At 72.3% G+C, this 24,552-nt stretch carries 19 protein-coding genes; 7 read left to right on the forward strand and 12 right to left on the reverse strand.

Features of this window, described 5'->3' with window-relative positions; translation table 11 throughout:
- Nucleotides 1–24 precede the first annotated feature (24 nt).
- Both HGK34_RS00535 and HGK34_RS00540 read left to right on the forward strand, forming a co-directional pair.
- On the forward strand, nt 25–876 hold the full coding sequence (locus HGK34_RS00535; RefSeq protein ID WP_201844612.1) for a helix-turn-helix transcriptional regulator: 852 nt from the start codon (nt 25–27) through the stop codon (nt 874–876).
- Between the two features lie 111 nt (nt 877–987).
- On the forward strand, nt 988–1,494 hold the full coding sequence (locus tag HGK34_RS00540; RefSeq protein ID WP_201844613.1) for a VOC family protein: 507 nt from the start codon (nt 988–990) through the stop codon (nt 1,492–1,494).
- A gap of 24 nt (nt 1,495–1,518) precedes the next feature.
- Here HGK34_RS00540 and HGK34_RS23110 read toward each other — a convergent pair whose 3' ends face one another.
- Nucleotides 1,519–4,545, reverse strand: a complete 3,027-nt coding sequence (locus HGK34_RS23110; protein ID WP_307815599.1) for a helix-turn-helix transcriptional regulator — start codon at nt 4,543–4,545, stop codon at nt 1,519–1,521.
- Between the two features lie 119 nt (nt 4,546–4,664).
- Nucleotides 4,665–4,874: a hypothetical protein gene (locus tag HGK34_RS00550; RefSeq protein ID WP_201844615.1), complete on the reverse strand. Its 210-nt coding sequence runs from the start codon at nt 4,872–4,874 to the stop codon at nt 4,665–4,667.
- Between the two features lie 260 nt (nt 4,875–5,134).
- Here HGK34_RS00550 and HGK34_RS00555 point away from each other — a divergent pair, with 260 nt between their 5' ends.
- Nucleotides 5,135–5,890 (forward strand): exodeoxyribonuclease III, encoded by a 756-nt coding sequence (locus HGK34_RS00555; protein WP_244666286.1) that lies wholly within the window; start codon nt 5,135–5,137, stop codon nt 5,888–5,890.
- Here the strand turns inward: HGK34_RS00555 and HGK34_RS00560 are convergent.
- The 6 genes from HGK34_RS00560 to HGK34_RS00585 form a co-directional block, all read right to left on the reverse strand.
- Nucleotides 5,887–6,390, reverse strand: coding sequence for a hypothetical protein (locus HGK34_RS00560; protein WP_201844617.1), 504 nt, complete (start codon nt 6,388–6,390; stop codon nt 5,887–5,889). The genes HGK34_RS00555 and HGK34_RS00560 overlap by 4 nt on opposite strands.
- A 150-nt stretch (nt 6,391–6,540) precedes the next feature.
- Nucleotides 6,541–7,776, reverse strand: a complete 1,236-nt coding sequence (galK, locus tag HGK34_RS00565) for a galactokinase (protein ID WP_201844618.1) — start codon at nt 7,774–7,776, stop codon at nt 6,541–6,543.
- A gap of 31 nt (nt 7,777–7,807) precedes the next feature.
- Nucleotides 7,808–9,385 (reverse strand): GMC family oxidoreductase, encoded by a 1,578-nt coding sequence (locus tag HGK34_RS00570; RefSeq protein WP_201844619.1) that lies wholly within the window; start codon nt 9,383–9,385, stop codon nt 7,808–7,810.
- Between the two features lie 76 nt (nt 9,386–9,461).
- A complete protein-coding gene (locus tag HGK34_RS00575; RefSeq protein ID WP_201844620.1) occupies nt 9,462–10,952 on the reverse strand; it encodes an aldehyde dehydrogenase family protein in 1,491 nt (496 codons plus the stop codon).
- A gap of 11 nt (nt 10,953–10,963) precedes the next feature.
- Entirely contained in the window at nt 10,964–13,108 is a 2,145-nt protein-coding gene (betT, locus tag HGK34_RS00580; protein ID WP_201844621.1) for a choline BCCT transporter BetT, read from the reverse strand.
- Between the two features lie 66 nt (nt 13,109–13,174).
- On the reverse strand, nt 13,175–14,338 hold the full coding sequence (locus HGK34_RS00585) for an Mrp/NBP35 family ATP-binding protein (RefSeq protein WP_201844622.1): 1,164 nt from the start codon (nt 14,336–14,338) through the stop codon (nt 13,175–13,177).
- A gap of 135 nt (nt 14,339–14,473) precedes the next feature.
- On the opposite strand from HGK34_RS00585, the gene HGK34_RS00590 reads away from it, so the two are divergent.
- Both HGK34_RS00590 and HGK34_RS00595 read left to right on the forward strand, forming a co-directional pair.
- The gene (locus HGK34_RS00590; protein WP_201844623.1) at nt 14,474–16,459 is read left to right on the forward strand and encodes a hypothetical protein; all 1,986 of its coding nucleotides are present in this window, start codon (nt 14,474–14,476) and stop codon (nt 16,457–16,459) included.
- Nucleotides 16,460–16,557: 98 nt separating this feature from the next.
- Nucleotides 16,558–17,649 carry an LOG family protein gene (locus HGK34_RS00595; protein WP_201844624.1) on the forward strand — a complete coding sequence of 364 codons (1,092 nt, stop codon included), beginning with the start codon at nt 16,558–16,560 and terminating at the stop codon, nt 17,647–17,649.
- An 85-nt stretch (nt 17,650–17,734) separates the two neighbouring features.
- Here HGK34_RS00595 and HGK34_RS00600 read toward each other — a convergent pair whose 3' ends face one another.
- The 3 genes from HGK34_RS00600 to HGK34_RS00610 all read right to left on the reverse strand — a co-directional run bounded on the left by HGK34_RS00600 (nt 17,735) and on the right by HGK34_RS00610 (nt 20,327).
- Complete coding sequence (locus tag HGK34_RS00600; RefSeq protein ID WP_201844625.1) at nt 17,735–18,166, reverse strand: hypothetical protein; 432 nt, start codon at nt 18,164–18,166, stop codon at nt 17,735–17,737.
- Between the two features lie 252 nt (nt 18,167–18,418).
- Nucleotides 18,419–18,919 carry a DUF1003 domain-containing protein gene (locus HGK34_RS00605; RefSeq protein ID WP_201844959.1) on the reverse strand — a complete coding sequence of 167 codons (501 nt, stop codon included), beginning with the start codon at nt 18,917–18,919 and terminating at the stop codon, nt 18,419–18,421.
- Nucleotides 18,912–20,327, reverse strand: coding sequence for a magnesium transporter MgtE N-terminal domain-containing protein (locus HGK34_RS00610; protein WP_201844626.1), 1,416 nt, complete (start codon nt 20,325–20,327; stop codon nt 18,912–18,914). The genes HGK34_RS00605 and HGK34_RS00610 overlap by 8 nt, the downstream gene beginning before the upstream one ends.
- Before the next feature lie 284 nt (nt 20,328–20,611).
- Here HGK34_RS00610 and HGK34_RS00615 point away from each other — a divergent pair, with 284 nt between their 5' ends.
- Both HGK34_RS00615 and HGK34_RS00620 read left to right on the forward strand, forming a co-directional pair.
- The gene (locus HGK34_RS00615) at nt 20,612–21,385 is read left to right on the forward strand and encodes a YflT domain-containing protein (protein WP_244666251.1); all 774 of its coding nucleotides are present in this window, start codon (nt 20,612–20,614) and stop codon (nt 21,383–21,385) included.
- A 279-nt stretch (nt 21,386–21,664) separates the two neighbouring features.
- Complete coding sequence (locus tag HGK34_RS00620) at nt 21,665–22,630, forward strand: type IV toxin-antitoxin system AbiEi family antitoxin (RefSeq protein WP_201844627.1); 966 nt, start codon at nt 21,665–21,667, stop codon at nt 22,628–22,630.
- 172 nt (nt 22,631–22,802) lie between these two features.
- On the opposite strand, the gene HGK34_RS00625 is transcribed toward HGK34_RS00620, so the two are convergent.
- Nucleotides 22,803–24,488 (reverse strand): aminopeptidase P family protein, encoded by a 1,686-nt coding sequence (locus HGK34_RS00625; RefSeq protein WP_201844628.1) that lies wholly within the window; start codon nt 24,486–24,488, stop codon nt 22,803–22,805.
- Nucleotides 24,489–24,552 lie beyond the last annotated feature (64 nt).

Genomic DNA, 24,552 nt, shown 5'->3' on the forward strand with positions numbered 1-24,552 from the left:
ACGCCGACGGCGCACCATGAGGAAATGAACCGACCCGCCCTGGCCGACTTCCTCCGCCGCCGGCGTGAGGCGCTCCGCCCGTCCGACGTGGGCCTGGTGCCGGGCCCGCGGCGCCGTACCCCCGGCCTGCGCCGCGAGGAGGTTGCCGCTCTGACAGGGATGTCCGTCGACTACTACGTGCGGCTGGAGCAGCAGCGCGGACCGCAGCCGTCCGAGCAGATGCTCGCGGCTCTCGGCCGGGCGCTGCGACTGAGCACGGACGAGCGCGACCACCTGTATCGCCTCGCCGGGCACAACGTGCCCCGCCGCAACCCCGCCGACACGCATGTGGCACCCGCACTGCTGCGCGTGCTGGACCGGCTGGAGGACACTCCGGCCCTGATCGTGAACTCGCTCGGCGAGGTACTGGTCGCCAACCGCCTCGCGACGGCGATCTTCGGGGACCGGTCGGCGGCACGCGGCTGGTCCCGCAACGACGTGTACCGGTGGTTCACCGATCCCACGTCCCGCGGCGTGTACCCGCCCGAGGACCACGACCGCCAGGCGCGCAGCCTGGTCTCGTCCCTGCGCGCCGCCCACGGGGCGTCCGGGGACACGTCACGGGCGGGAGAGCTGGTGGGGATCCTCCTGGCGGAGTCGGACGAGTTCCGTGACCTGTGGGAGCGGCACGAGGTCGCCCGGCGCTTCGAGGACCACAAGGTCCTCGTCCACCCTGCGGTCGGCAGGATCGAGGTCGACTGCCAGGCGCTCTTCACCGAGGACCAGGCGCAGGCGCTGCTGGTGCTGACCGCGGCGCCGAGCAGTGAGGCCGAGGAGAAGATCCGCCTGCTGGCCGTGCTCGGGCAGGAGGAGTTCAGTCCGGGGCACCGCTCCTGAGAGGTGCCTGATCCATCTTCTCGGCCTCCGGCCGATGAGTCGCACCCTGCCACGTCGTCGGACCCTGTGACGGATCCTCACCCGGAGGTCCCACCGCTGAAGGAGAAGACCATGACCACCGTGCGTTCCCACCTGTGGTTCGGCAACGACAAGGCCCACGAGGCGGCGGAGTACTACGCCGAGCACATTCCCGGCAGCCGTGTCGAACGGGTCCTGGCCGCGCCGGAGGGAGTCCCCGGAGCCGAGCCCGGCAAGCCGATGATCGTCGAGTTCACCGTGGGCGGCCAGCGGTTCACCGGGCTGAACGCCGGCCCGGAGTTCCACCTGACCGAGGCGTTCTCGATCTTCGTCGAGGTGGACACGCAGGAGGAGGTGGACCACCTCTGGGACGTCCTGACCCGCGACGGCGGCGAGCCCGGCCCGTGCGGCTGGTGCAAGGACCGGTTCGGTGTCTCGTGGCAGGTGGTGCCGCGGCAGCTTGCCGAACTCTGCGGTGACTACTCGACCGAGGCCAACCGGCGGGCCATGAACGCGATGCTGCAGATGGGCAAGATCGACGTCGCCGCCCTCCAGGCCGCCTACGCCGGCGAGGAAGCCTCCGCGCCGGCGTCGTCCTGACCGTCCCACCGGCGGGCCGGGGGCTCAGACCTCCAGCAGGCCGCGGCGGTGGGCGAGGCTCACGGCCTCCGCCCGCCCCGACGCTCCGAGCTTCGCCATGACGTTCGACACGTGCACGCTCACCGTCTTGGTCGAGATGTACAGGCGCTCGCCGATCTGCCGGTTCGACAGGCCCTGTGCCACCAGGGTGAGGACCTCCTCCTCCCGTACCGTGAGGGTCGACGCCGTCGCACGGCGGACCCCGGGAAGGTCCAGCCTGGCACGCTTGCCGAGCGCCCGGACCGCCTCGACCAGCGGAACGGCGCCCATGTCGCTCGCCTCGGCCAGCGCCTGCGCGGCCGCGGTCCGGGCAGCCTCCCTCTCACCGGCTCCGAGCAGGGCCTCGGCCCAGCGGTAGCGGGAGCGCGCCACCTCGTAGCGGTACCCGAAGTCGAAGGCCTTGACGGTCTCCTGCCATGCGTCCGCGGCGGCACGCCACAGGGCTTCCGGTGCCGGGACCCCGTCGGGGGCGTCCGCGGTGTCCGTCCGCGGCCGGGCGTCACCGATCACCGCGTGCAGCCGGGCGTTCTCCGCCGCGGCGCGCTGGAGCCAGGCACTTCCCTCCGGTCCGAGCACACCGCCGCGTGGACGGCCCCGTTGCGCGGTGGTCCGGGCGAGGTCGAGCAGGCCGTCCCCGCGTTCCAGCCGGTCCGCCGCGGCCTGCTCCCGTGCCGCGGCGCCGTTGCCGCCGGCCCGGCCGGAGGACCGGTCCGCGTCCGCCGCGTCGGCCAGAGCCGCGATCGCGAGCCCGGACAGCCAGATCCCGCCGAGGAACAGCTCGTTCCACACCCCCACCAGGTGTTCGGTGACGCGCTCGGCGAGCGAGAGCGCCTCGTCGTACCGGCCCGCCCAGGTCAGCGCGTCGACGAGGCAGCCACCGCCGATGAGCGCGATCATCCCGTCCTCGCGCCAGTGCGCGAGGAGCGCCTGGCCCCGTGCGAGCACGTCTGCGTCCCCGCGCGCCACCGCGGCGTACATCCCGACGGCGTCGAGGACCTGCACGGACGTCGGCGGCACGTCCGAGACGGGCCGCGGCGTGAGATCGCCGCGGAAATACAGCATGATCTCGTGCAGGATGCGCAGGCTCACCGCATAGAAGCTCCAGGTCAGGCCCAGTTCCTCGGCGCGCGCCAGGCCGTGGCCCACCTTCTGTTCGGCGTCGTCCAGGTGGCCCGCGTAGAAGCGGTTGGCCGCCACGTTGTAGAGGCAGCGCATCTCCGTGAGGATGTCCCCGGCCCGGACGGCCGCCGTACAGGCATCGTCGAGGAGCCGGGCCGCCTTGTCGGCGTCGCCGACGTCGAGTATCGCCAGCGTTGCGAGGGCCTCTGCGAGGGCGCCGTGCTCACCCAGGGCCCGCGCACCCTCCGCGGCGCGTTCCGCCTGTTCCCGGGCCTCGTCGTCGAGGTCCATCTCCATCGCGATCCGCGCCAGCAGGGCGTCGCTCCACACCCTGTCGGCGCTGGCGTCCGGGAGGACGTCCAGCGCCGAGCGCAGCTCGGTGGCGCTGTCCTCCGGATGCTCGCCCCAGTCCGGCAGGTCGAGCTGGCGTCGCACGAGAACGTGTTGCAGCGCGGCGCGGCGTGCCCGATCGCCGGCCAGCTCATCGACGGCACGGCGGGTGAGACGGACGGCGCGGCCCGGGTGTCCCGCCTTGGCCGCGGCCTCACCCGCCGCGACCGCGACGTCGGCCCGGTCCATGCCGACCAGCGTCTCGGCCTCCGGAACCGACTCCCAGACCGCGAGCACCTGCTCACGGTGCCGCAGCTCCTCCTCCGGGGCCAGCAGCCCGCGTGCCGCCAGGGCCGCCTCGTGCGACGCGAGGAGGGCCGCCGGCAGATCGTGGGCCTCGAAGGCGTGGTGCGCCCGTTCGGCGGCGCCGCCCAGGGGGGTGCCGTCCGGCCCCTTCCGGGCGAGTGCGGCGAGAAAGGCGCGGTGCATCTCGGACCGCTCACCGGGGAGCAGGTCGGCGTACAGGACCTCGGCCAGCAGCGCGTGGCGGAACTCGAGGTTCCCGCCGGACACCACCAGGACCTGCTGAACCACCGCCTCTCGCAGGGCGGCGTCGATCCCGGCCGCGGGATCCCTCTCCGCGGCCGCGGCGCGCAGCAGATCCTCGCGCACGCGGCGGCCCGCCACCGAGGCGAGGCGGACCACCTGCTGCACCTGCGGGTCCAGCTTCTCGAGCCGCGTCCGCAGCACCTCGGTGAGCGTCCAGGGCAGCGCCCCCGGCTCCGGCCCGGCGTCGAGCAGTTCCTCGGCGAAGAAGGCGTTGCCCTCCGAACGGTCGAGGACGCCCGCGAACTCCCCCGCGCTGAGGGGCCCTCCGGCCAGGGCGGTCGTGAACTCGCGCAGCTCGCTCTCGTCGAACGGCTCCAGATCGATCCGCTCCACGTGGTCCAGCCGGGACAGCTCGGCGAGCAGCGGGCGCAACGGGTGACGCCGGTCGACGTCGTCCGAACGGTAGGTGGCCACCACGAGCAGGTTCTCCGAGCGCGCCCGCACCGCGAGGAACCGCAGTACGTCGCGCGTCGAGGAATCGGCCCAGTGCACGTCCTCCACGATGAGCAGGACGGGCCTTCCCGGCTCGCCGGCCTCGCCGAGGCTGCGTGCGATGCCCTCGAAGAGCTGCAGGCGCTCGTCGTGCTCTGCGCTGCCGCCGCCGCCGGGCTCCAGCAGGCGCCACAGCGCGGGACGCTCGGTGACGAGGCCCGCGACCCGTGCGGCGGCCTCCGGCCCCGCGGCCCCGGCCTGGAGCTGGGTCAGGGCGTCCGTGAACGGCAGGTAGGGGATGCCCACCTGCCCCAGATCCACGCAGTGGACGACGACGGGACTCGCGCCCACCTGCTTCGCCGCCTGCGCGAGATGGCTGATCAGCCGGGTCTTGCCCACTCCGGCGTCGCCGCCGACGAGCACGAGACCGGGCTGCCCGCTCGCGGCACGCTCGGTCGCGCGCAGGAGCGAGTCGACCTGCTGCTGCCGAGAGATCAAGGGGATGGTGGTGGAACGCCGCACCTGGACATCGTGCCACCGATCACTGACATCGCCGCCGGCCTGCCCGCCGCCGGCCGGACCAGGGGCGGACGGCGACGCGCCGTCCGCCCCGCCCGAACTCCGGGTGCCCGGCGTGCCCGTCATGCGAGCCGGCCGTCGCGTGCCGGTTCGGGACGCATCCCCTCCAGGCCGCGGCGGATCTGCGTCGCCCGGGCCCCGGCCGCCGCGCGTACGCCGCGCCGCCCCCGGCGACTCGGCCGTTCCTTCTTCGTCCGGCTGCCCCACGCCTGGCGCAGCAGTTCCTGGCGGTAGAGCACTTCCGCGTCGATCGCGGATCCCCACAACGACATGACTTCCTCCGGTCGTCCGTTCCGGTGGGCCCTGTTGCCCGTCCGGTGCGATACGGAAGAGATTCGTCGTGAGGCCCCGGGCCGTGGATCGGCCGGCCGGGCAGTTCTGTGCGGCCGGACACCTCAGACGGGACGCCCGGAAGCCGCGTGGGTGCCTCTGAGGTACCTCAGAGACCCGGCGACGTAGAGTTGCCCGCGTGCCTGAGCTGACCGTCGCCACCGCCAACGTCAACGGGATCCGCGCCGCCTTCCGCCGGGGGATGGACACCTGGATCGCCGCCCGCCGGCCGGACGTCCTGCTCCTGCAGGAGGTCCGGGCCCCCGAGACGGTCGTCGAGGAGTATCTCGACGGCTGGCACGTGGCGAACCTCGGCAGCCGGATCAAGGGCAGGGCGGGGGTGCTGGTCGCGTCACGGCACCCGATCGCCGACGTCCGGCGCGGCCTGCCCGAGCTGGCCTCCGGCGAGGAGGACGACGTGCACACGGGCCGCTGGATCGAGGCCGACATCGTGGTGCCGGCCGCCGGGACCCTCACCGCCGTCTCCACCTACCAGCACTCCGGGTCCACCAAGCCCGGTCAGGAGGCGACGATGGCGGCGAAGTACTCCTACCTGGAGCGAACCACGGCGCGGCTGGCCGAGCTCGCCGCCGCGGAGGTCCCGGCCGTCGTCGCCGGTGACATCAACATCGCGCACACGAACGCGGACATCAAGAACTGGAAGGGGAACCTCGGCAGCGCGGGGTTCCTGCCCGCGGAACGGGCACACCTCGATCGCTGGGCCGAGCTCGGCTGGACCGACCTGGGCCGTGCGCACGGCGGGGACGGCCCCGGCCCGTACACCTGGTGGTCGTGGCGCGGCAAGGCGTTCGACAACGACGCCGGCTGGCGCATCGACTACCAGTACGCCAACCCGGCCCTCGTGCCTGCCTGCCGGAAGGTCGAGGTCGACAGGGCGCCGTCGTACGCCGAGCGCTGGAGCGACCACGCGGCCGTCGTCGCCGTCTACGAGTTCTAGCCCTGGATCCCGCCGCGGATCGCGGTGTTGAACGCCTGCAGCGACGCACGGTGCCACGTGGTCGCCGCGACTCCGGGCTCCACGTCGGTCGTCATGATCGACTCGCTCTCCTCGAGCGTCGCGGTCACGTCGCCGCCGTCGGGGCCGAGCTCGTGAAAGGTCGCCGTGCCGTCCTCGTTCGCCTGCCCGGTGAACTCGGTCGTGTCGTCGTTCGCCGAGCCGTCATGGACGTTCACGATCCGGCGTTCCCCGGTGACCTGGCCGTCGGAGGAGACGGTGCCGTGGATCAGGCCGAAGTGTGTCGTGCCGTCCGAGGCGTCGGCGACCTCGGCCATGTACGAGAAGTCCGCTCCCGCGGTGAACCCCTCGCGTGATCCGGATTCACCGATACCGCACCCGGCCAGGGCCAGAGCAGCGAACAGGGCGGCGAAGGCCGCCAGGATCGCTCTGCCGGCCCGGCGCCGGCGCTCGTCCGCTACGACTGGTGCGCTCCATGGCACGGTCTCGTCCCCTCGTGTCGTGCACCGAGGTGCACTCGCCGTGCCCCCGCGACACCGCGTGGCCCACAAAGTATCGGAACTCCCGGCGAACGCCGAAATCCCGCGTTCCGCGTCCGCCGCGCCTCCGGAGCCCGCGCCGGCGGGCTCCTGCTAGACGGAGCCCGCGCCGGCGGAGGGAGGAGCCGCCAGGAATGCGGGGGAGGGCAGGCCGGCGTCCGCGAAGGCTCTGCTCACAGCGTTGGCCACGCGTTCGACGTCGTCCCGCGGGACCAGCGCGATGGCCGACCCACCGAAGCCACCCCCGGTCATGCGTGCGCCGACGGCGCCCGCCGCCATCGCCGTGTCGACCACCAGGTCGAGCTCACGGCAGGAGACCTCGTAGTCGTCCCGGAGCGAGGCGTGCGAGGCCGTCATGAGCGGGCCCACCTCCGCCACCAGGCCACGGGAGACGAGGTCCACGAACCGGGCCGTGCGTTCGGTCTCGGTCACGACGTGACGGACGCGGCGCGTCAGGATCCCGTCGGCGTCGTGCGGCGCGAGCTCGGCCAGCGCGGCCTCCAGCCCGTCCGGGGTGATCTCCCGCAGGTTCTCCAGCCCCAGCAGGTCGACGGCCTGCTCGCAGGACGCGCGGCGGGCGCCGTACTGGCCGTCGACCAGCGCGTGCGGGGCGCGGGTGTCGATCACCAGCAGTTCCAGCCCGGCCGTGGACGGATCGAACGGCACCGGACGGCCCGACTCGACGGCCGAGAGCCCCGGGCGGAAGTCCAGCAGCAGGGCCTGTCCCTCCGCGCAGCGCAGGGATGCGGACTGGTCGAGCCCCCCGGTGGGCGCCCCGGCGATCTCGTTCTCGGCACGACGGCAGGCGTCGACCAGGTCGGCACGGCCGGCGTCGGTGGCCGCCAGCCCGAGCTCGTCCACGTCGTCCACCGCGACGGCGAAGGCGGCCTCCAGCGATGCCGACGAGCTGAGCCCGGCCCCGAACGGCACGCAGGAGTCGACGGCGGCGTCGAAGCCGCGCACCTCGTGCCCGGCCGCGGCGAGCGCCCAGGCCACGCCCGCGACGTAGGATCCCCAGCCGCTGACCGATCCGGGCTCGACGTCGGACAGCTTCGCCTCCCACGGCTCGTGGGGCGTCTGCGCCGAGACCAGGCGGACCACGCCGTCCTCCCGCGCCCGCAGCGCGACGTACGTGCGGTGGGGCAGCGCCGTGGGCAGGCAGAGTCCCGCGTTGTAGTCGGTGTGCTCGCCGATCAGGTTGACGCGGCCGGGGGCGAACCAGACGCCGTCGGGCGTGTCGCCGTCGAAGGCCTGGGAGAACAGGGTGCGGACACGTCGGGCGCCCCCGGCGGGCGTCCAGGACTCGAGCCACTGCGGCGTGGAAGACATGGACCCGATCCTATTTCCCGGCGGCGTGTCGTCAGGACCTGTCTCGCTGGATGAAGTCCGCGCAGCGTTCGCCGATCATCATCACGGTGATGTTCGGGTTGACGGTCGTGATCTCCGGCATCACGGAGGCGTCGGCGACGCGGAGCCCGGTGACGCCCTTGACGCGCAGCCGCGGGTCGAGCGGCGAGGAGTGGTCGTCCCGGGCGCCCATCCGGACCGAGCCCGTGGGGTGGTAGACCGTGTTGTGGGTGCGGGAGAGGTAGTCGGCGATCTCCTCGTCGGTCCGCACCTCCGGGCCGGGGAACAGCTCGCGTCCGGCCCACGGCGCCATCGCGGGCCGGGCGACGATCGCCCGCGCGAGCTTGATGCCCTCGACCATGGTCCGCATGTCGCTCTCGTCGGTGAAGTAGCGCGGGTCCACCTTCGGCTTGTCGCGGAAGTCGCGGGACCGCAGGCGGACCGTGCCGCGCGAGCGTGCGTGCGTCACGTTCGGCGTGAGGCAGAACACGTTCTCCGCGGTCGGGTAGCCCTGGCGCACCGTGTGCATGTCGAACGGGACCGAGCCGTAGTGCATCATCAGGTCCGGCACCGCGTCGCCCCGCTGCTCCGCCTCCGCGGTGCGCGCGAAGATCCCGATCTCCCACCACTGGGTGGACTCGGTGACCATCGGCTTCCTCGCCTCCCAGGAGATCACGCCCTCCGGGTGGTCCTGCATGTGGGAGCCGACGCCGGGGGCGTCCACCAGGACCTCGACGCCGACCTCGCGCAGGTGGGCGGCCGGGCCGATGCCGGACAGCATGAGCAGCTTCGGCGAGTCGATGGCACCGGCCGACAGCACCACCTCGCGGCGCGCGGTGATGTGGGTGGTGTGGATCAGGTCCGGGGCCTGCACGTCGACGCCCGTGGCGCGCGGGACGGACGTGTCGTCCTCGCGCGCGAACGTGATCCGCCTGGCCCAGTGCTCCGTGAGGATCGTCAGGTTCGGCCGGTCCAGCACGGGATGCAGGTAGGAGACCGACGACGACGAGCGCACGCCGTCCTCGCGGGCGTTGATCTGGAAGAAGTTCGCGCCCGTCACGACGGTCGTGCCGTCGTTGAACCGGACACGCGGGATGCCGGCCTGCTCGCACGCGTCCAGGAGGGCGACGCCGCACGGGTCCGCGGGCGGCACCTGGCGCAGCCGCACCGGCCCGTCGTGGCCGTGGTGCGCGCCCGGCTGGTCGTTGTTCTCCAGCTTGCGCACGAACGGCAGCGACTCCGCCGCCTCCCACCCGGTCGCGCCGAGCTCGGCCCACCGGTCGAGGTCCTCCGCGGGAGGATGGAACGCGATGCAGGAGTTGTGCGACGAGCAGCCGCCCAGCACGCGGGCGCGTGCCTGACGCATGAAGGAGTTGCCGTGGGACTGCGGCTCGATCAGGTAGTCCCAGTCGTATCCGGACTCCAGCAGGTGCATCCAGCGGTCCAGGCGCAGGATCGCGTCGTCGTCCACGTCCGAGGGGCCGGCTTCGAGCAGGGCGACCGTGACGTCGGGGTCCTCCGACAGGCGGGCCGCGACGGCCGCCCCGGCGGAACCGCCGCCGATCACGACGTAGTCGAACTCCTGGGACATGCGTTCTCCCGTCCTGATGGTGCTGGTGGAACTGCCGGCGCGGGGCCCGCGCCGCCGGGTGCTGTCGTCCGGCTCGTCAGCGCCGGGTGAACCAGCCGGTCACCGCCGGGCGCAGGTTCTGGTAGACGTGCTTGGCCTCCTGGTACTCGGCCAGGCCGGCGGGTCCGAGCTCGCGGCCGAAGCCCGACTGCTTGAACCCGCCCCACTCCGCCTGCGGGAGATAGGGGTGGTAGTCGTTGATCCAGACCGTGCCGTGCCGCAGCCGGTTCGCGACCCGCTGGGCCCTGCCCGCGTCCGAGGTCCAGACGGCCCCGGCCAGGCCGTAGTGGGTGTCGTTCGCGATCTCGACGGCCTCGTCCTCGGTGCGGAACGTCTCGACGGTGACCACCGGCCCGAAGGCCTCGTCGACGACGGCGGCCGAGCCGCGGGCCACGCCGTCGAGCACCGTGGGCAGGTAGTAGAAGCCCTGCTCCAGCGCGCCCTCGCCCCACCTGCCGCCGCAGCGCAGCACGGCGCCGTCGGCCACCGCCTGCTCGACGTAGGCGGTGACCTTGTCACGGTGGGCGGCGGAGATCAGCGGGCCGGTCTCCGCCTCCGGGTCGTCGGGGCCGCCGAGCCGGATCCGTTCGGCCCGGCGTACGAGCTCGTCGACGAAGCGGTCGTGGACCGACTCCTCGACCACCAGGCGTGCGCCCGCCGAGCAGACCTGGCCGGAGTGCACGAAGGCGGCGTTGAGCGCGTTGTCGACGGCCGCGTCGAAGCTCTCGTCCGTGGCCGCGACGTCGGCGAACACGACGTTCGGGTTCTTCCCGCCCAGTTCCAGCGCCACCTTCTTCACCGTGGCCGCCGCGTTCGCGGCGATGAGCCGCCCGGTGACGAGGCCGCCGGTGAACGAGACCAGGTCGACGTCCGGGTGGGTGCTCAGCGGACCGCCCGCCGTCGGGCCGGCGCCCGTGACGAGGTTGGCCACCCCGGCCGGGACGCCGGCGTCGGACAGCACCTTCATGAGCAGCATCGCCGTGTGCGGGGTGAGCTCGCTGGGCTTGAGCACGAACGTGTTGCCCGCGGCCAGTGCCGGCGCGACCTTCCACACGGCCTGCAGCAGCGGGTAGTTCCACGGAGAGATGAGCCCGCAGACGCCCACCGGCTCGTACTGGATGCGGCTGACCACGTCCTGACTGCCGGCGTCGACCACCCGGCCCGCGTCCAGGCCCGCGAGCTTGCCGAAGTAGCGGAAGCAGGCGATGCAGTCGTCCATGTCGATCTCGGACTCGACCATCCGCTTGCCGGTGTCCCGCGACTCCGCACGGGCGAACTGCGCCTTGCGGGCCGTGAGCGCCTCCGCGACCCGCAACAGCAGGTCACCGCGCTCGGGTGCGGTGGTGGCGCGCCATGGGCCGGTGTCGAACGCGCGCCGGGCGGCGGCGATCGCGCGCTCGGTGTCGGCCGCGGACGCCTCGGAGACCGTGCCGGCCGCGGAGCCGTCCGCGGGGCAGACGATCTCGCGGGTGGCGCCGTCGGCCGCGGCCCGCCACTCGCCGTCGACGAAGAGGGAGGATGCGCTCATGGTGGTGCCTCTCAGGAGTCGCCGGGCAGGGGGCCGGTGCCGTGACCGTCCTGGCGAGCCGGGACGAGGACGGGCTCGGTGGCGCCGTCGCCCGAGGCCTGCCGGACGGACTGCAGGTAGATGAGATGCCGCTCGTACTGGTCGAGCACGTCGGCGATGAGCTGCTCGGTGGTGTAGCCCGTGACGTCGTACCCCTGCGTGCCCTCGGTGAGGTGCACCTCGATGCGCACGTAGTAGTCCTCGCCGACCGGGCGGCCCGAGGCGAACACCGGGGTGGGCGCCTCGACGGGGAACAGCCGGTAGGTGAACGGCTCGTCGTCGCCGTGCTCCACGGTCAGCGTGAGACACGGGACGCCCGCCACCTGGCCGGACTCGGCGACCGACGCCGTGGCGTCCTGCTTCGTGAGCTCGGCCACCACCTCGGTCAGCGCCGGACGGCACACGTACTCCACGAACCGCCGCGACTGCGCCGGCGAGGGGAAGCTCAGCATCCGCTGGAGCCGGAGCTTCCACGAGTGGCCGGCGACGCCGTCGGAGTGCGTGCGGTCCGACAGGCTCGCGGGCAGCGACGTGCGCAGCGTGTCGGTCTTGTGGCCCTCGGTGCGCAGCACCTTGTACAGCCCGAGCATCACGGCGACCATGACGAACGAGAACGGCAGGCCCATGATGATCGTGCCCGACTGCAGGGTCGTGATGCCGCCCGCCAGAAGCATGCCCATGGTGAGCAGGCCGGTCGCCGCGGCCCAGAAGACGCGCAGCCACGCCGGGCCGTCGTCGCCCGCCCGGTGCAGGCGGGAGGTGAAGTTGGACAGCACGAGCGCACCGGAGTCGGCCGACGTGACGTAGAACAGCAGGCCCGTGAGCACGGCGATGCCGATGGTGAGCGGCGCGGCCGGGAACTGCTCCAGCAGGGCGTAGATGCCGCTGGCGGGATCGTTGACGGCGTTCTCGCCGAACGCCGCGCCGGCGGCGCCGCCGTTCCGCATGAGGTCGAGGGCGCTGTTGCCGAACACCGACACCCACAGCAGCACGAACGCGAACGGGATGGTCAGGGTGCCGACGACGAACTGACGGATGGTGCGACCGCGCGAGATCCGGGCGAGGAACAGGCCCACGAACGGGGCCCAGGCGACCCACCAGGCCCAGAAGAACAGCGTCCACCAGCCCATCCACTCGGTCGGGGCCTCGAACGCGTAGGTGTCCAGCGTCATGCCGGGCAGGCGCGAGACGTAGTCGCCGAGGTTCATCACCAAGCCGTTGAGCAGGAACGGCGTCTTGCCGGCGACCAGGACCCACACGATCAGCACGATCGCCAGCACCACGTTGAGCTCGGACAGACGGCGCAGACCGCGGGCCACGCCGGAGACCACGGACAGCGTGGCGATCACGACGGCCAGCACGAGCAGCCCCAGCTGCGCCCCCGTGCCCTCGGGGACGCCCCACAGCTCGAACAGGCCCCGGTTGAGCATCTCGACGCCGATGCCGAGCGTCGTCGCCAGGCCGAAGATCGTGCCGATCACCGCCGCGATGTCGACCGCGTCGCCCAGTTTGCCCCACACGCGGTCGCCGAACAGCGGGTGCAGGACCGAGCGGATGCTCAGCGGCATGTTGCGCCGGTAGGCGAAGTACGCCAGCGCCATGCCCATCAGCGCGTACATGGCCCAGCCGATGATCCCGTAGTGGAACAGCGTCCACACCACGGCCTGCCGGGCGGCCTCGACGCTCTCACCCTGACCTGCGGGCGGGAAGTAGTACTGCGAGGCGGGCTCGGCCACGGAGTAGAACATCAGGTCGGTGCCGATGCCCGCGGCGAACAGCATCGCCGCCCAGGTGAAGAGGTTGAACTGCGGCTTGGACTGCTCCGGGCCCAGGCGGACCCTCCCCATCCGGGACACCCCGACCAGGATCACGAAGACCAGGAACACCGCCGCGACCAGGAAGTAGTACCAGCCGAACCCGTCGGAGATCCATCCGACGGCGACGCCTATCGTCTCCTCCGCTCGGACGGGCGCGATGATCGCGGACAAGGCCACCGCGAGGATGATCGCCGCCGACCCGACGAAGACGGTCCGGTTCACCACCTTGGGACGGGTTCCGGCCGGAGCGATCCGGGGCGAGCGGTCGGTGGACACGGCAGTGCCGTCGGCGGTACTCATGAATCCTCTGAGGTCGGGAATCGGGAACGGTGCGCCAGTGTAGAGGGCGGCCGGCCCTGCGTGAGGTTACGCAGGGGTGACGCCGAGCTGCATTCCGGCCAGCCCCCGCTTGCGCGCGGCAAGGCCCCGCGCAACCTCACGCAGCACGACGGCGCCCGGTGACTCCGGGTCCGACAGCGTCACCGGTGTCCCGGAGTCCCCGCCCTCCCGGACCGCGACATCCAACGGGATCTGCCCCAGCAGTGGCACGTCGGTCCCCAGGACCTCACCGAGCCGTGCCGAGACCTGTGTGCCCCCGCCCTCGCCGAACAGGTGCAGGCGCGACCCGTCGGGCTGGGTGAGCCACGACATGTTCTCCACCACGCCGACCACGCCCTGCGACGTCTGCGTCGCCACCGAGCCGGCGCGCTCCGCGACCTCCGCCGCGGCCGCCTGCGGCGTCGTCACCACCAGCACCTCCGAACGCGGCAGCAGTTGCGCCACGGAGATCGCGATGTCGCCCGTCCCCGGCGGCAGGTCCAGCAGCAGCACGTCCAGGTCGCCCCAGTACACGTCCGCCAGGAACTGCTCCAGGGCCCGGTGCAGCATCGGCCCCCGCCACACCACCGGCTGCCCGTCCGGCACGAACATGCCGATCGACACGACCTTCACGCCATGCGCCACCGGAGGCAGCAACATGTTGTCCACCCGCGTCGGCTGCCGGTCGACGCCCAGCATCCGCGGGATCGAGAACCCGTAGATGTCCGCGTCGATCACGCCGACGTTCAGCCCGTCCGCCGCCATCGACACGGCCAGGTTCGCCGTCACCGACGACTTGCCCACCCCGCCCTTGCCCGATGCGACCGCATACACCTTCGTCAGCGAGCCCGGCTGGGCGAACGGGATGACCGGCTCGCCCGTGCCCCCGCGAAGCCTCGTACGCAGCGCGGCGCGCTGGTCGGGCGTCATCACCCCCAGGTCGACCTCCACCGCGGCGACGCCGTCGACGGCGCTCGCGGCGGCGGTGACGTCCTTGACCAGCGTGGACTTCATGGGACAGCCGGCGACGGTGAGGTCGATGCCGACGGTGACGTGCACCCCCGTGGCGTCCGCGGGCGTGGTGCCCGGTGTCACGGCCACCGAACGCACCATGTCCAGCTCCGTGAGGGGCCTGCGGATCTCAGGGTCGAGGACGCGGGTGAGGGCTTCGCGGACGCGGCTCTCGATGCCGGCGGAACTGGTCGTGGTCACCCCTCGATCGTAGAGGCCGTACCACCGAGTGGTCCGCACGGGATATTCGCATGACACCTTGCGGGTCTGGCGTGGGCAAGGCAAATACTCAGTAAGGACCGATAGGGTGAAGTAACGCGGACAGGGAGGTGTGGCATGGCGAACGGGGCGGTGAACATCTCTGTACCCACCGGCCTGCACAAGATCACCAGCGAGGACGAAGCGCGCGAATTGGCCCGCTTCCTCCAGGTTCCGAACCGGGCCTGGCCCGTGGTGGTCATCTCCACGCCGGCCGGCCGCACCACACCGTACGTCGACCCGCAGCGGGTGATCGACGACGTCGCGGGACTCGCCGAGGTCGTCGTCATCCCGACGGGCGACGTCTCGTGGGCCTTCTCCCGTGGCATGCCCGAGTACACGCAGGTCTACGGCGGCGCGTCCCGCGTCTATCCCACCGGGCTCGACTGGATCCACGACCTGCGACGGTCCCCGCTGCACTTCGCCTACTCCCTGGCCGACGGGCCGAAGGTGCGCGAGCGCCTCGTGGGCGACGCCCTGTCGGCGGCGGTGCGTGCCGGGCTCGCCGGAGCGGCCCCTGCCGGCCCGGGCGGCGCCGGTGGAGGTGCCGCGGAGGCTCGCGGGACCGTGCAGGGCGTCCTCGGCTCCCGCGCCCTGATCGAGCTGGACGACGGCGGCCAGGCCTCCGTCGCGGAGGAGCTCACCCTTCCCGGGGTGGCGCTGCAGAGCATCTTCCGGCGCGGGATGAAGGTGCGGGGGCGGTACGACGCCGAGCGCGGCACGCTCGACACGCGCGGCATGCTGCCGGACGACGACGCGCAGCGCCACATGGTCAAGAATCTCTATCGTGTCGGCAAAGTTGTTGTCGGCCGGGTGGAGGCCGTCGCCGAGGCATCCGTGACGATCGCCGTCGCGCCCGCCGTCCAGGTCAGGGTGCCGCGTGAACGGGTGACGGGCAATGCGCTCGACACGCTGGACGACCTCTTCACACCCGGTGAGGTGGTGCTCGCGCGCGTCACGCAGGCCCCCGGCGACGGCGTCACACTCCGGCTCGACGACGTCGACGAGTCCGACGAGCCCCTGCCCGCCCTGTCGCTGCTGGACGGCGGGCCGCCCTGGCTCGCCCCTCCGGACCCGTCGCTCCAGGAACCGGAGACGGGCAGCGGGCCCATCCGCATTCCCACCCCGGCGGAGGTCGCGAACGGCCGAGGCGCCCACCCGTCCGTCGCCGACCGCCCCGCCGGCGAGTCCGAGGAGGGGACCACCACCTCCCGCGGCGGCGCGGCGGAGGCCCTGAGGCACGGTGAGATCAGGCGGCGGCCCACACCCGGGGACATCGCGGCGCGGATCGCTGGCGACGCGGCGGTCCCCCTCCCGGCCCCCGCCGGGGACAGCAGGCCGGCTCCGGCGCGGGGTGCCGGAGGGCCGGCGCCGTCGGCCAGCAAGACGGCGGTCCGTGACCTCAGCCTGGCGCTCGACGCGCAGAAGGCCCAGGTCACGCGGTTGGAGAAGAGCCTGATCGTGGTCAAGGTCGAGAAACGGCGGGTGGAGGTGGAGCTCGACGAACTGCGCCAGTACGTGGCCGACCTCCGCGACCAGGTGGATCGTCGGGACCATCAGCTCGAACGGTCGCGGGCGCAGCTGCGGGCGGAGAAGGCGAAGTCGGCGGCCTACCGGCGCGAGCTCGGGCGGGACGTCGAGGTCACCACGGAGCGGTACTTCACGGACCCCGCCGAGCAGTTCCGGTTCGAGGTCACCCAGACGTGGGCCCAGATCGTCCCGGCGGGGGAGAAGGAGCGCTGGCCGGTGGAGGAGTACGTGCTCGGATCGCGGTTCCTGGAGTCGCTGGAGACGGTCGAGGGCATCTCGCGGGACAAGGTACTGCGCACCGTCGTGCACGTGGTCACGGGCCGGGCGCCGGAGATGAACGGGCTGCAGGTGCACCCGCTCCGCTCCGGGCTGGGCGGTGATGACCCGCAGCGGGTGCGGGACGACGGCGCCGCGTGCTGGCGTGTGTCGTTACAGGTCAACACGCCGTCGGCCCGCAGGATGCACTACTGGCGCCTTCCGGGCGGCGGCTACGAGCTGTCCCGCGTCGTGCTGCACGACGACATGGAGCCCTGACCGGCCGCGCGCACCCTGGCCGGCCGCGCGCACCCTGGCCGGCCGCGCGCACCCTGGCCGCTGCCGAGCTGGACACGAGGCGGGGTAGCGTTCCGGCCATGCGTCCGCACCACGGTCAGACGATCGACGTCGAGTCGCTCGACGACTTCAGAGCCCGCGTCGCCGCCGGAGCTCGGTCGATGTACGGCTGGCACCTGCAGTCACTGGACCTGACGGGCCAGAGCGACGCCATCCGCGCGCTCGACGTCGCCGGCGCGCTGTTCCTCGGCTGCGTGCTGAACCGGCCGGACGAGGAATCGGTCCGCGAGCGCGGGGCCCTGGTGTTCCCGCAGGTCCCGGGTAGCCCCGTCGACTCCTATCGGCCGGCTCTGTACAGCGCGCGGGAACTGTACGCGGGGATCGAGAACGGCTACGAGACCACACTGGACGCCTGCGCCTACGCGTGGTCCAGGCAGCCACGGTCGCGTGACCTGACCCTCGCGCAGGCCTTGCACGACCACGCGATCGACGATGCCCTCGCCGCGGAGCGCGCCGGCCGCCGCGTCGTCGGGATCATGGGCGGGCACTCCCTGACCCGGGGTTCCGGCCCGTACGGGGACGCCGCCCGGCTGGCACACGAGCTCGCGCGTGCCGGGCTCACGGTCGCCACCGGGGGCGGGCCCGGCGCCATGGAAGCGGCCAACCTGGGCGCCTACCTGGCACCGCACGCGGCGGCTGAGCTCGACAAGGCGCTCGCGATGCTCGCCCGGGTGCCGTCGTTCACGCCGTCGGTCCGCGACTGGGTCGGCGCCGCGCTCGACGTGCTCGACACCTGGCCCGTCGGGGCCGACAGTTTCGGCATCCCCACCTGGCACTACGGCCACGAGCCGCCGAACCCCTTCGCCACGCGCATCGCGAAGTACTTCAGCAACGCGATCCGGGAGGCGGTGCTGCTGGAGTACGCCGACGGCGGCATCGTGTTCCTGCCCGGCGCCGCCGGCACGGTGCAGGAGGTCTTCCAGGACGCCTGTGAGAACTACTACGCCGATGCCTCGTCGGTGGCGCCGATGGTGCTGGTCGGCAACGACTTCTGGACCCGGGAGCTGCCGGCCTGGGACCTGCTGGGCAGCCTGGCGTCGGAGCGCGACATGGCGGCCCGGCTGTACCTGGTCGACACGGTGGACGAGGTGGTCCCGATCCTGGCGGCCTGACGTCGCTCGTACGGGCCGTCGCCCCCGCCGTGCGTGTCGGGCGGTGCGCCGCTGTCGGGTGGTGCGCCGCGGTGGCCGGCCCGCGTCACGCGACGAACGCGGCCGCGACCAGGAGGACGACGACGAGGCCGAGGCCCCCGAGGATGCCCCACGTCAGCCCGGCACCCTTGCGCTTCTGCGGGCTCAGTCCCATCGCGCCGCTCGTGAACTGGTGGAGCGGCGGAGCGTAGAACACCTCGATCGCCTGGCCGGGCGCGATGTCGAGGTCGAACGCGGCCTGCCCGTACCGCCGCAGCCACTGCGACGACGCCTCCAGATGGTGTCGACCCGACTCGATCGGGATGTCCACGCTCCCGCTCATCCTCGACGGAGCCTTGTGCCCGTCGATCGTGAGCAGGGGCGGCACCATGTTGGAGGTCATGACGTTCCCCTGCACGGTGAAGCGCAGGGTGGCGTTCGGGGTGAACGCGGGCTGAGGTGAGAGCTGTCCGTACTGGGCGTTGCCGTTCTGATCCACGCGGCGAGCATAGAGGAGCTCTGTGCCGTCCGGTCCGGAACACGGGGTGAAATCCGGGAGTCGGCGACACCTGTTGACGGTCCACGGCAGGAAGATCAACGGCGGGAAGGTCCACGGCAGGAAGATCAACGGCGGGAAGGTCAACGGCGGGAAGGTCAACGGCGGGAAGGTCAACGGCGGGAAGGTCAACGGCAGGAAGAGGGGGCTCCGGGCCGGGGCAGCGGGAGGCCGATCGCCGGACGAGTGCCGGCCTCAGCGGGCCGGGTGCTCCGGTTCGGCGTCGCCGTTCCGGCCTTGTCGCGCCTCCAACTCCTCCAGCAGGCCGCGCAGCTCCGAGCGGACGTAGTCACGGGTGGCGACCTCGCTCAGGAGCATGCGCAGGGATGCCATCTCGCGTGCCAGGTACTCCGTGTCCGCCAGGGCGCGCTCGCCCCGCCTGCGGTCCTGTTCGGCGAGGACGCGGTCGCGGTCGTCCTGGCGGTTCTGCGCGAGCAGGATCAGTGGAGCCGCATAGGACGCCTGGACCGAGAAGAACAGGTTGAGCAGGATGAACGGGTAGGGGTCCCACCGCAGGCTCCAGAGCGCGAGCACGTTGAGCGTGACCCAGAGGATCACGAACAGCGTCATCCACATGAGGAACTGGCCCGTTCCCATGAACCGCGCGAACGTCTCCGCGCCCTTGCCCACGAGGTCCGGGTCGAGACGAGGGCGGCGGAACCCGGCGGCCTTCGGCCGGTCGAGACGATCAGCCACGGGGCTCCCTCCCGTCCTGGTCCTGCCCGCTCTGGTCCTGCGTGCCGTGGTCCCGCCCGTCGTGTCCGTGCATGTCGCGTCGCGCGCCGCCCCGGCTCTGCCGCGTGCGGAGGCCCCGCGGATCCGGCCGTGCCGGCCTGGCAGGCTCCGGGACGACATCTTCGTCGTGGGACTCGCGCCAGTCGTCGGGGAGGATGTGGTCGAGCACGTCGTCCACCGTCACCACGCCCAGGAGCCGGCGCTCCGGGTCCAGCACGGGCAGGGCGAGGAAGTCGTAGGCGGCCATCAGGCGCGTCACCCGCCCCACCGGTGCGTCCGGGGTCAGCCACCAGTGCGAGTCCGAGTCCAGCACCGACGCCACCGACGCGTGCGGCGGCTCGCGCAGCAACCGCTGGAAGTGCCCCACGCCGAGGAACCGGCCCGTCGGAGTCTCCATCGGCGGACGCACCACGAACACCATCGCGGCCAGGGCCGGAGGCAGCTCCTTGCGCCGGAGCTGCGCCAGCGCCATCGCGATCGTGTCGTCCGCCCCCAGGACGACCGGCTCCGTCGTCATCAGACCACCGGCCGTGTCCTCGCCGTACTCCAGGAGCCGGCGTACGTCCGCCGCCTCCTCGGGCGCCATGAGGGCGAGCAGATCGTCGGCCTGCGTGTCCGGCAGTTCGTTGAGGAGATCCGCCGCGTCGTCGGGCTCCATGGCCTCCAGCACGTCCGCCGCACGATCCGTGTCGAGCTCCGTGAGGATCGCGACCTGGTCGTCCTCCGGCATCTCCTCCAGGACGTCGGCCAGACGCTCGTCGTTCAGCGCGCGGGCCACCTCGACACGCCGGGCGGCACCGAGCTCGTGGAGGGCATCGGCGAGGTCGGCGGCACGCATGTTCTCGTACGCCTCCAGCAGCCGGGCGGCCCCCTGGTCGACGTCGGTCCGTGCCAGGCCCGTCACGGCGTGGACCGGAACCGTCAGCGTCGATCCCCTGCGGCGCAGCGACAACGGCGCCACCCGCTCGGGCCGCCGTCGTACGAACAACTGGTCCACCAGCCAGTTGCCCGTGCGCTGCCGCGTGATCGCGACATCCTCGACCGTGGCCTCCCCCGACCCGTCCGTGAACCGCACGCGACGGTCCAACAGCTCACCCAGCACCAGCGACTCCATGGTCCGCTGCTCGAACCGGCGCATGTTCACCAGGCCCGTGCTGATCACCTGACCGGGGCCGATGCTCGTGACGCGTGTCAGCGGAAGGAACACGCGCCGCCGCCCCGGAACCTCCACGACCAGACCCGTCGCACGCGGCGGCCGGTTGGTCCGCATCAGCACCACCACGTCACGCACCCGCCCCACCTGGTCCCCGATCGGGTCGAAGACCGCCGTACCGGCCAGGCGGGCCACGAAGACCGTGTCGGTGCTCATGTCCGTCAGGCTACGGGTAGGGCCGCGGGCAAGCTTGTCGTGACGCCGGGACCGTCGTGGCCTCGGGACCGTCGTGACGCCGGGACCGTCGTGGCCTCGGGACCGTCGTGACGCCGGGACTGACGTGGCCTCGGGACGGTCGTGACGCCGGGACCGTGGTGGCGTCGAGCCCGGTGGCGCGGCACCGGGTGGCTCGTGACGTGGGGCGGGCGTCGAGGGCCGGGAACCCTGGCGGGGTTCCCGGCGTTGTCGCGGCAGACATTCGAGTAGGGGAGACTGAACGTATGAGCATGTCCCGCCCGGGCGCGATCCCCAAGGTCCCCACCCTGCCCGCCGGAGACGAGGTCGCCGCATACCCGACCTACCTCCAGGCGCAGCAGGCCGTCGACTACCTGTCCGACCACAAGTTCCCCGTCGAGAACGTCACCATCGTCGGCACCGACCTGCGCATGGTCGAGCGTGTCACCGGACGTCTCACCTACGGCCGCGTCGCGCTCGCGGGTGTGCTGTCCGGCGCCTGGTTCGGTCTGTTCGTGGGCCTGCTGCTCACGCTGTTCGCCGGCAACGGCGGTGGCGGGGTGCTGTTCGTGGGCATCGGGCTCGGTGCCGGGTTCGGGCTGCTGTTCAGCGTGCTGTCCTACGCGTTCACCGGTGGTCGGCGTGACTTCACGTCGTCGTCCCAGATCGTGGCGGCGACGTACGCGATCCTGTGCGCGCACGACCACGCCTCGGACGCGAGGGCGATGCTGCTGGAGTCCCCGAGCGGCGTGGGGCGGCCGTCGGGGAGCCCGGTTCCGGGGGCGGGACGCTCGGGGTTCGGCGCGGCGGCTCAGGGCTCGGCTGCCTCGGGAGTGTCCGACGCCGGTGCGGGCGCGATGGCGGGCACACCCACCGGCGAGCAGGCGCCGGCCGAGACGCCTCCGGCGCCGCGGAAGCCCGATCCTCGCTTCGTCACCCCGGAGGGCAAGCCCCGCTACGGTGCCATGCGCCCGGAGGACGACGAGAAGCGCCCGGAGCCAGACGAACGCCTGGGAAGCGACGACCCGCAGAACTCATAGCCTCCCGCCGCTTGCGCAGCGGTCCACCGCCCTCGTGGCGGTCCACTGATCTCCTGACGGTCCACTGATCTCCTGACGGCCACTGATCTCGTGGGGGTCCACCGATCTGTGGTCGGTCGTTTGGCGTGTGGTCGGTCAAGTGATTGACCGACCACGCGCCAAACGACCGACCACAGACGTGGGACCGATCGCGACGCACTCCTGTGGAAGAACGGGTTCGTGCACAGGAGAGGCGGGAGCGGCCAGACGTCTTCGTATCGAGGTGCCAGCCTGCGGTGGGTGACGACCAACGCGCTGCCGCTACCGCAGATCATCGAGACGAGACACAACGATCGCAACCGTATCGCCAAGGCCTTGCGTGCGGGGGCGATCGAGCGTGTGCGCCGAGGAGCCTACGTCGAGGTGCCGCAACCGGAGGCGCAACGGCGTCCTGCGCCGCGCCGGGACGAGGCTGCCGCTCTGGCGCAGATCGTGGCGGTTCATCGCCGCACACGTGCCGATCACTTCGTCAGTCACGTCAGCGCGGCCGTCCTCTGGGGCTGGCGCGTCTGGGACCTGCCCGACCTGACGCATCTCTATCAGCGGTACCGGGCATCTGGTCACGCCGCGTCGGATGTCGTCCACCACCGGAACCTCCCCGCGGACCAGCACGCGGAACACCAGGGGATACCCGTGACGTCCAAGGTGCGTACCGCGGTCGACTGCGCGCTGACCATGCGCCCCGTCGAGGCGCTGGTCATCGTGGACAGCGCGCTCGCCGACGGCGTCGCTCGCGAGGACCTGCTGGACGACCTGGAGGCGCGCCCGGACCGTCGCGGGACGCGAGCAGCACGTCGCGTGATCGAGATCGCCGATCCAGGTGCGGAATCCCACTGGGAGTCATGGGTGAGATATGTGCTCGTCAGGGCGGGACTCCCGACCCCGGCGACGCAGGTCGTCGTGCCCACCCGGCTGGGCTCCTACCGGTGCGACATGGGCTGGCCGGAATGGCGCGTCGTCGTCGAGTTCGACGGCTTGGTGAAGTATCGCGACGCGGTCCTCGCGCCGGACCACTCGGGAGCGCAGGAACTCATGCGGGAGAAGCGCCGCGGTGACGCCATCATCGAGACCGGGGTGCGGCTGGTGCGGGTCACGAAGCACGACCGGCATGATCCTGACGACATCGCCAACCGGGTGCTGCCTCTCCTGCCGCCGGACGTCAGGCGCGGTGCCCGCCCGGACCCGCTCCTCCCGCCGGCCTGGTGAGAACTTCCTCCGTCGTCGGGGCTGCGTGTGGTCGGTCGTTTGGCGTGTGGTCGGTCAAGTGATTGACCGACCACACGCCAAACGACCGACCACACGGCCCGTGATGGCCACCCAGCCGCGCAGGCCCGTGCTCAGCCGCGCAGGCTGGCCACCCAGCCCCGCAGGCCCGTGCTCAGCCGCGCAGTGACGCCATCCAGGCCTCCACGGCCTCCGGCTCGCGGGGGAGACCCGCGGACAGGTTCTCGTGGCCGTCGGCGGTGATCAGCACGTCGTCCTCGATGCGGACGCCGATGCCGCGGTACTCCTCGGGCACGGCGAGGTCGTCGGCCTTGAAGTAGAGGCCCGGCTCGATCGTGAACACCATCCCGGGTGTCAGCACGCCGTCCAGGTACATCTCCCGGCGGGCCTGCGCACAGTCGTGCACGTCCAGCCCCAGGTGGTGGCTGGTGCCGTGGACCATCCAGCGCCGGTGCTGCTGTCCGTCCTCGTCGAGCGACTCCGCGGCGGTCACGCCGTCGGGCAGCAGGCCCCACTCCTCCAGCCGAGCGGCGATGACCTCCATGGCTGCCGCGTGCACGTCCCGGAACCTCGCGCCCGGCTTCGCGACCGCGAACGCGGCGTCGGCCGCGTCCAGCACGGCCTGGTAGATGCGCCGCTGCACGTCCGTGTACTCGCCCGTCACGGGGAGCGTTCGGGTCACGTCCGCGGTGTACAGGGAGTCCACCTCGACGCCGCCGTCGAGCAGGACCATGTCGCCCTCGCGCACCTCACCGTCGTTGCGGATCCAGTGGAGGGTCGTCGCGTGGTCGCCGGCGGCCGCGATCGTCTCGTAGCCCACCGCGTTGCCTTCCAGGCGGGCGTTCGCGTCGAAGGTCGTCTCGATGACCCGCTCTCCGCGCCGGTGCGCCACGGCCCGCGGCAGCTCGCGCACCACGGCCTCGAAGCCCTCGATCGTGCGCGCGACCGCCTCGCGCAGCTCCTCGACCTCCAGGTCGTCCTTGAGCAGCCGGATCTCAGAGGTCGCCTCGACCAGCACGGCGTCGTCCAGCACGGCGTCGTCCAGCACGGCGTCGTCCAGCACGGTGCCGTCCAGCACGGTGCCGTCCAGCGCGGTGCCGACCAGCGTGGCCTCGTCCAGCGCGGCCGTGGACCCGGAAGCCTGCGCGTCCGCGGTCTCGGCCTCCGCGCGCTCGGCCAGGTCCACGCCGGCCTCGGCGCGGATGGCCTCGACCAGCGTCTCGACCTCCTCGTCCGCGCCGGTCACGACCAGCAGCACGACGCCGTTCCCGCCGACGTCCTTGGCCAGGGCGTCCTTCAGCTCGTCGACGTGCCGGGCCTCGATGCCCGTCAGCGTCTCGACGTCGGCCAGGGACGGCCGGGCGCCCACCCAGAACTCGCCGTAGCGGGCGTCCGCGAAGAACTCCTCGTTGTCGCGGGGCGCCAGCGGGCGCACGTAGAGCACGGCGTGGTGGTTCGACGGCGTCCCGTCGGCACCCGGGTCGCCGGTTCCCTCCTCGACCGGGTGCAGCACCAGCACCGCGTCCGGCTCCTGGTCCGTCCCGAGGCCGGTGAGGTGGGCGAACGCGGAATGCGGGCGGAACCGGTAGTCGGTGTCGTTGGACCGGGTGCGCAGCGGGCCGGCCGGGATCACCAGCCGCGCACCGGGCAGCCGGCCGGAGAGTGCCGCACGGCGGTCGGCGGTGAACGGCACGGCGCGGGACGGCGTGACGCCCAGGTCGCCGCGCGGCGCCCACTGCGACATCACGAAGTCCTTGAATGCCTGGGACACCGGGCGCTGCGAGCGGTTGGATCCCCGCTCCTCGATGGACTGATCGGACGAGGTGGTGTTCTCGCTCATGCGATCAGTCTCGCACCCGGGTGCATGCCCCCGGAACCTGCCCGCCACCGGGCCCGCCCGGCCA

The sequence above is a fragment of the Myceligenerans indicum genome (assembly GCF_016742955.1).
GTDB classification, from domain to species: Bacteria; Actinomycetota; Actinomycetes; order Actinomycetales; family Cellulomonadaceae; genus Myceligenerans; species Myceligenerans indicum.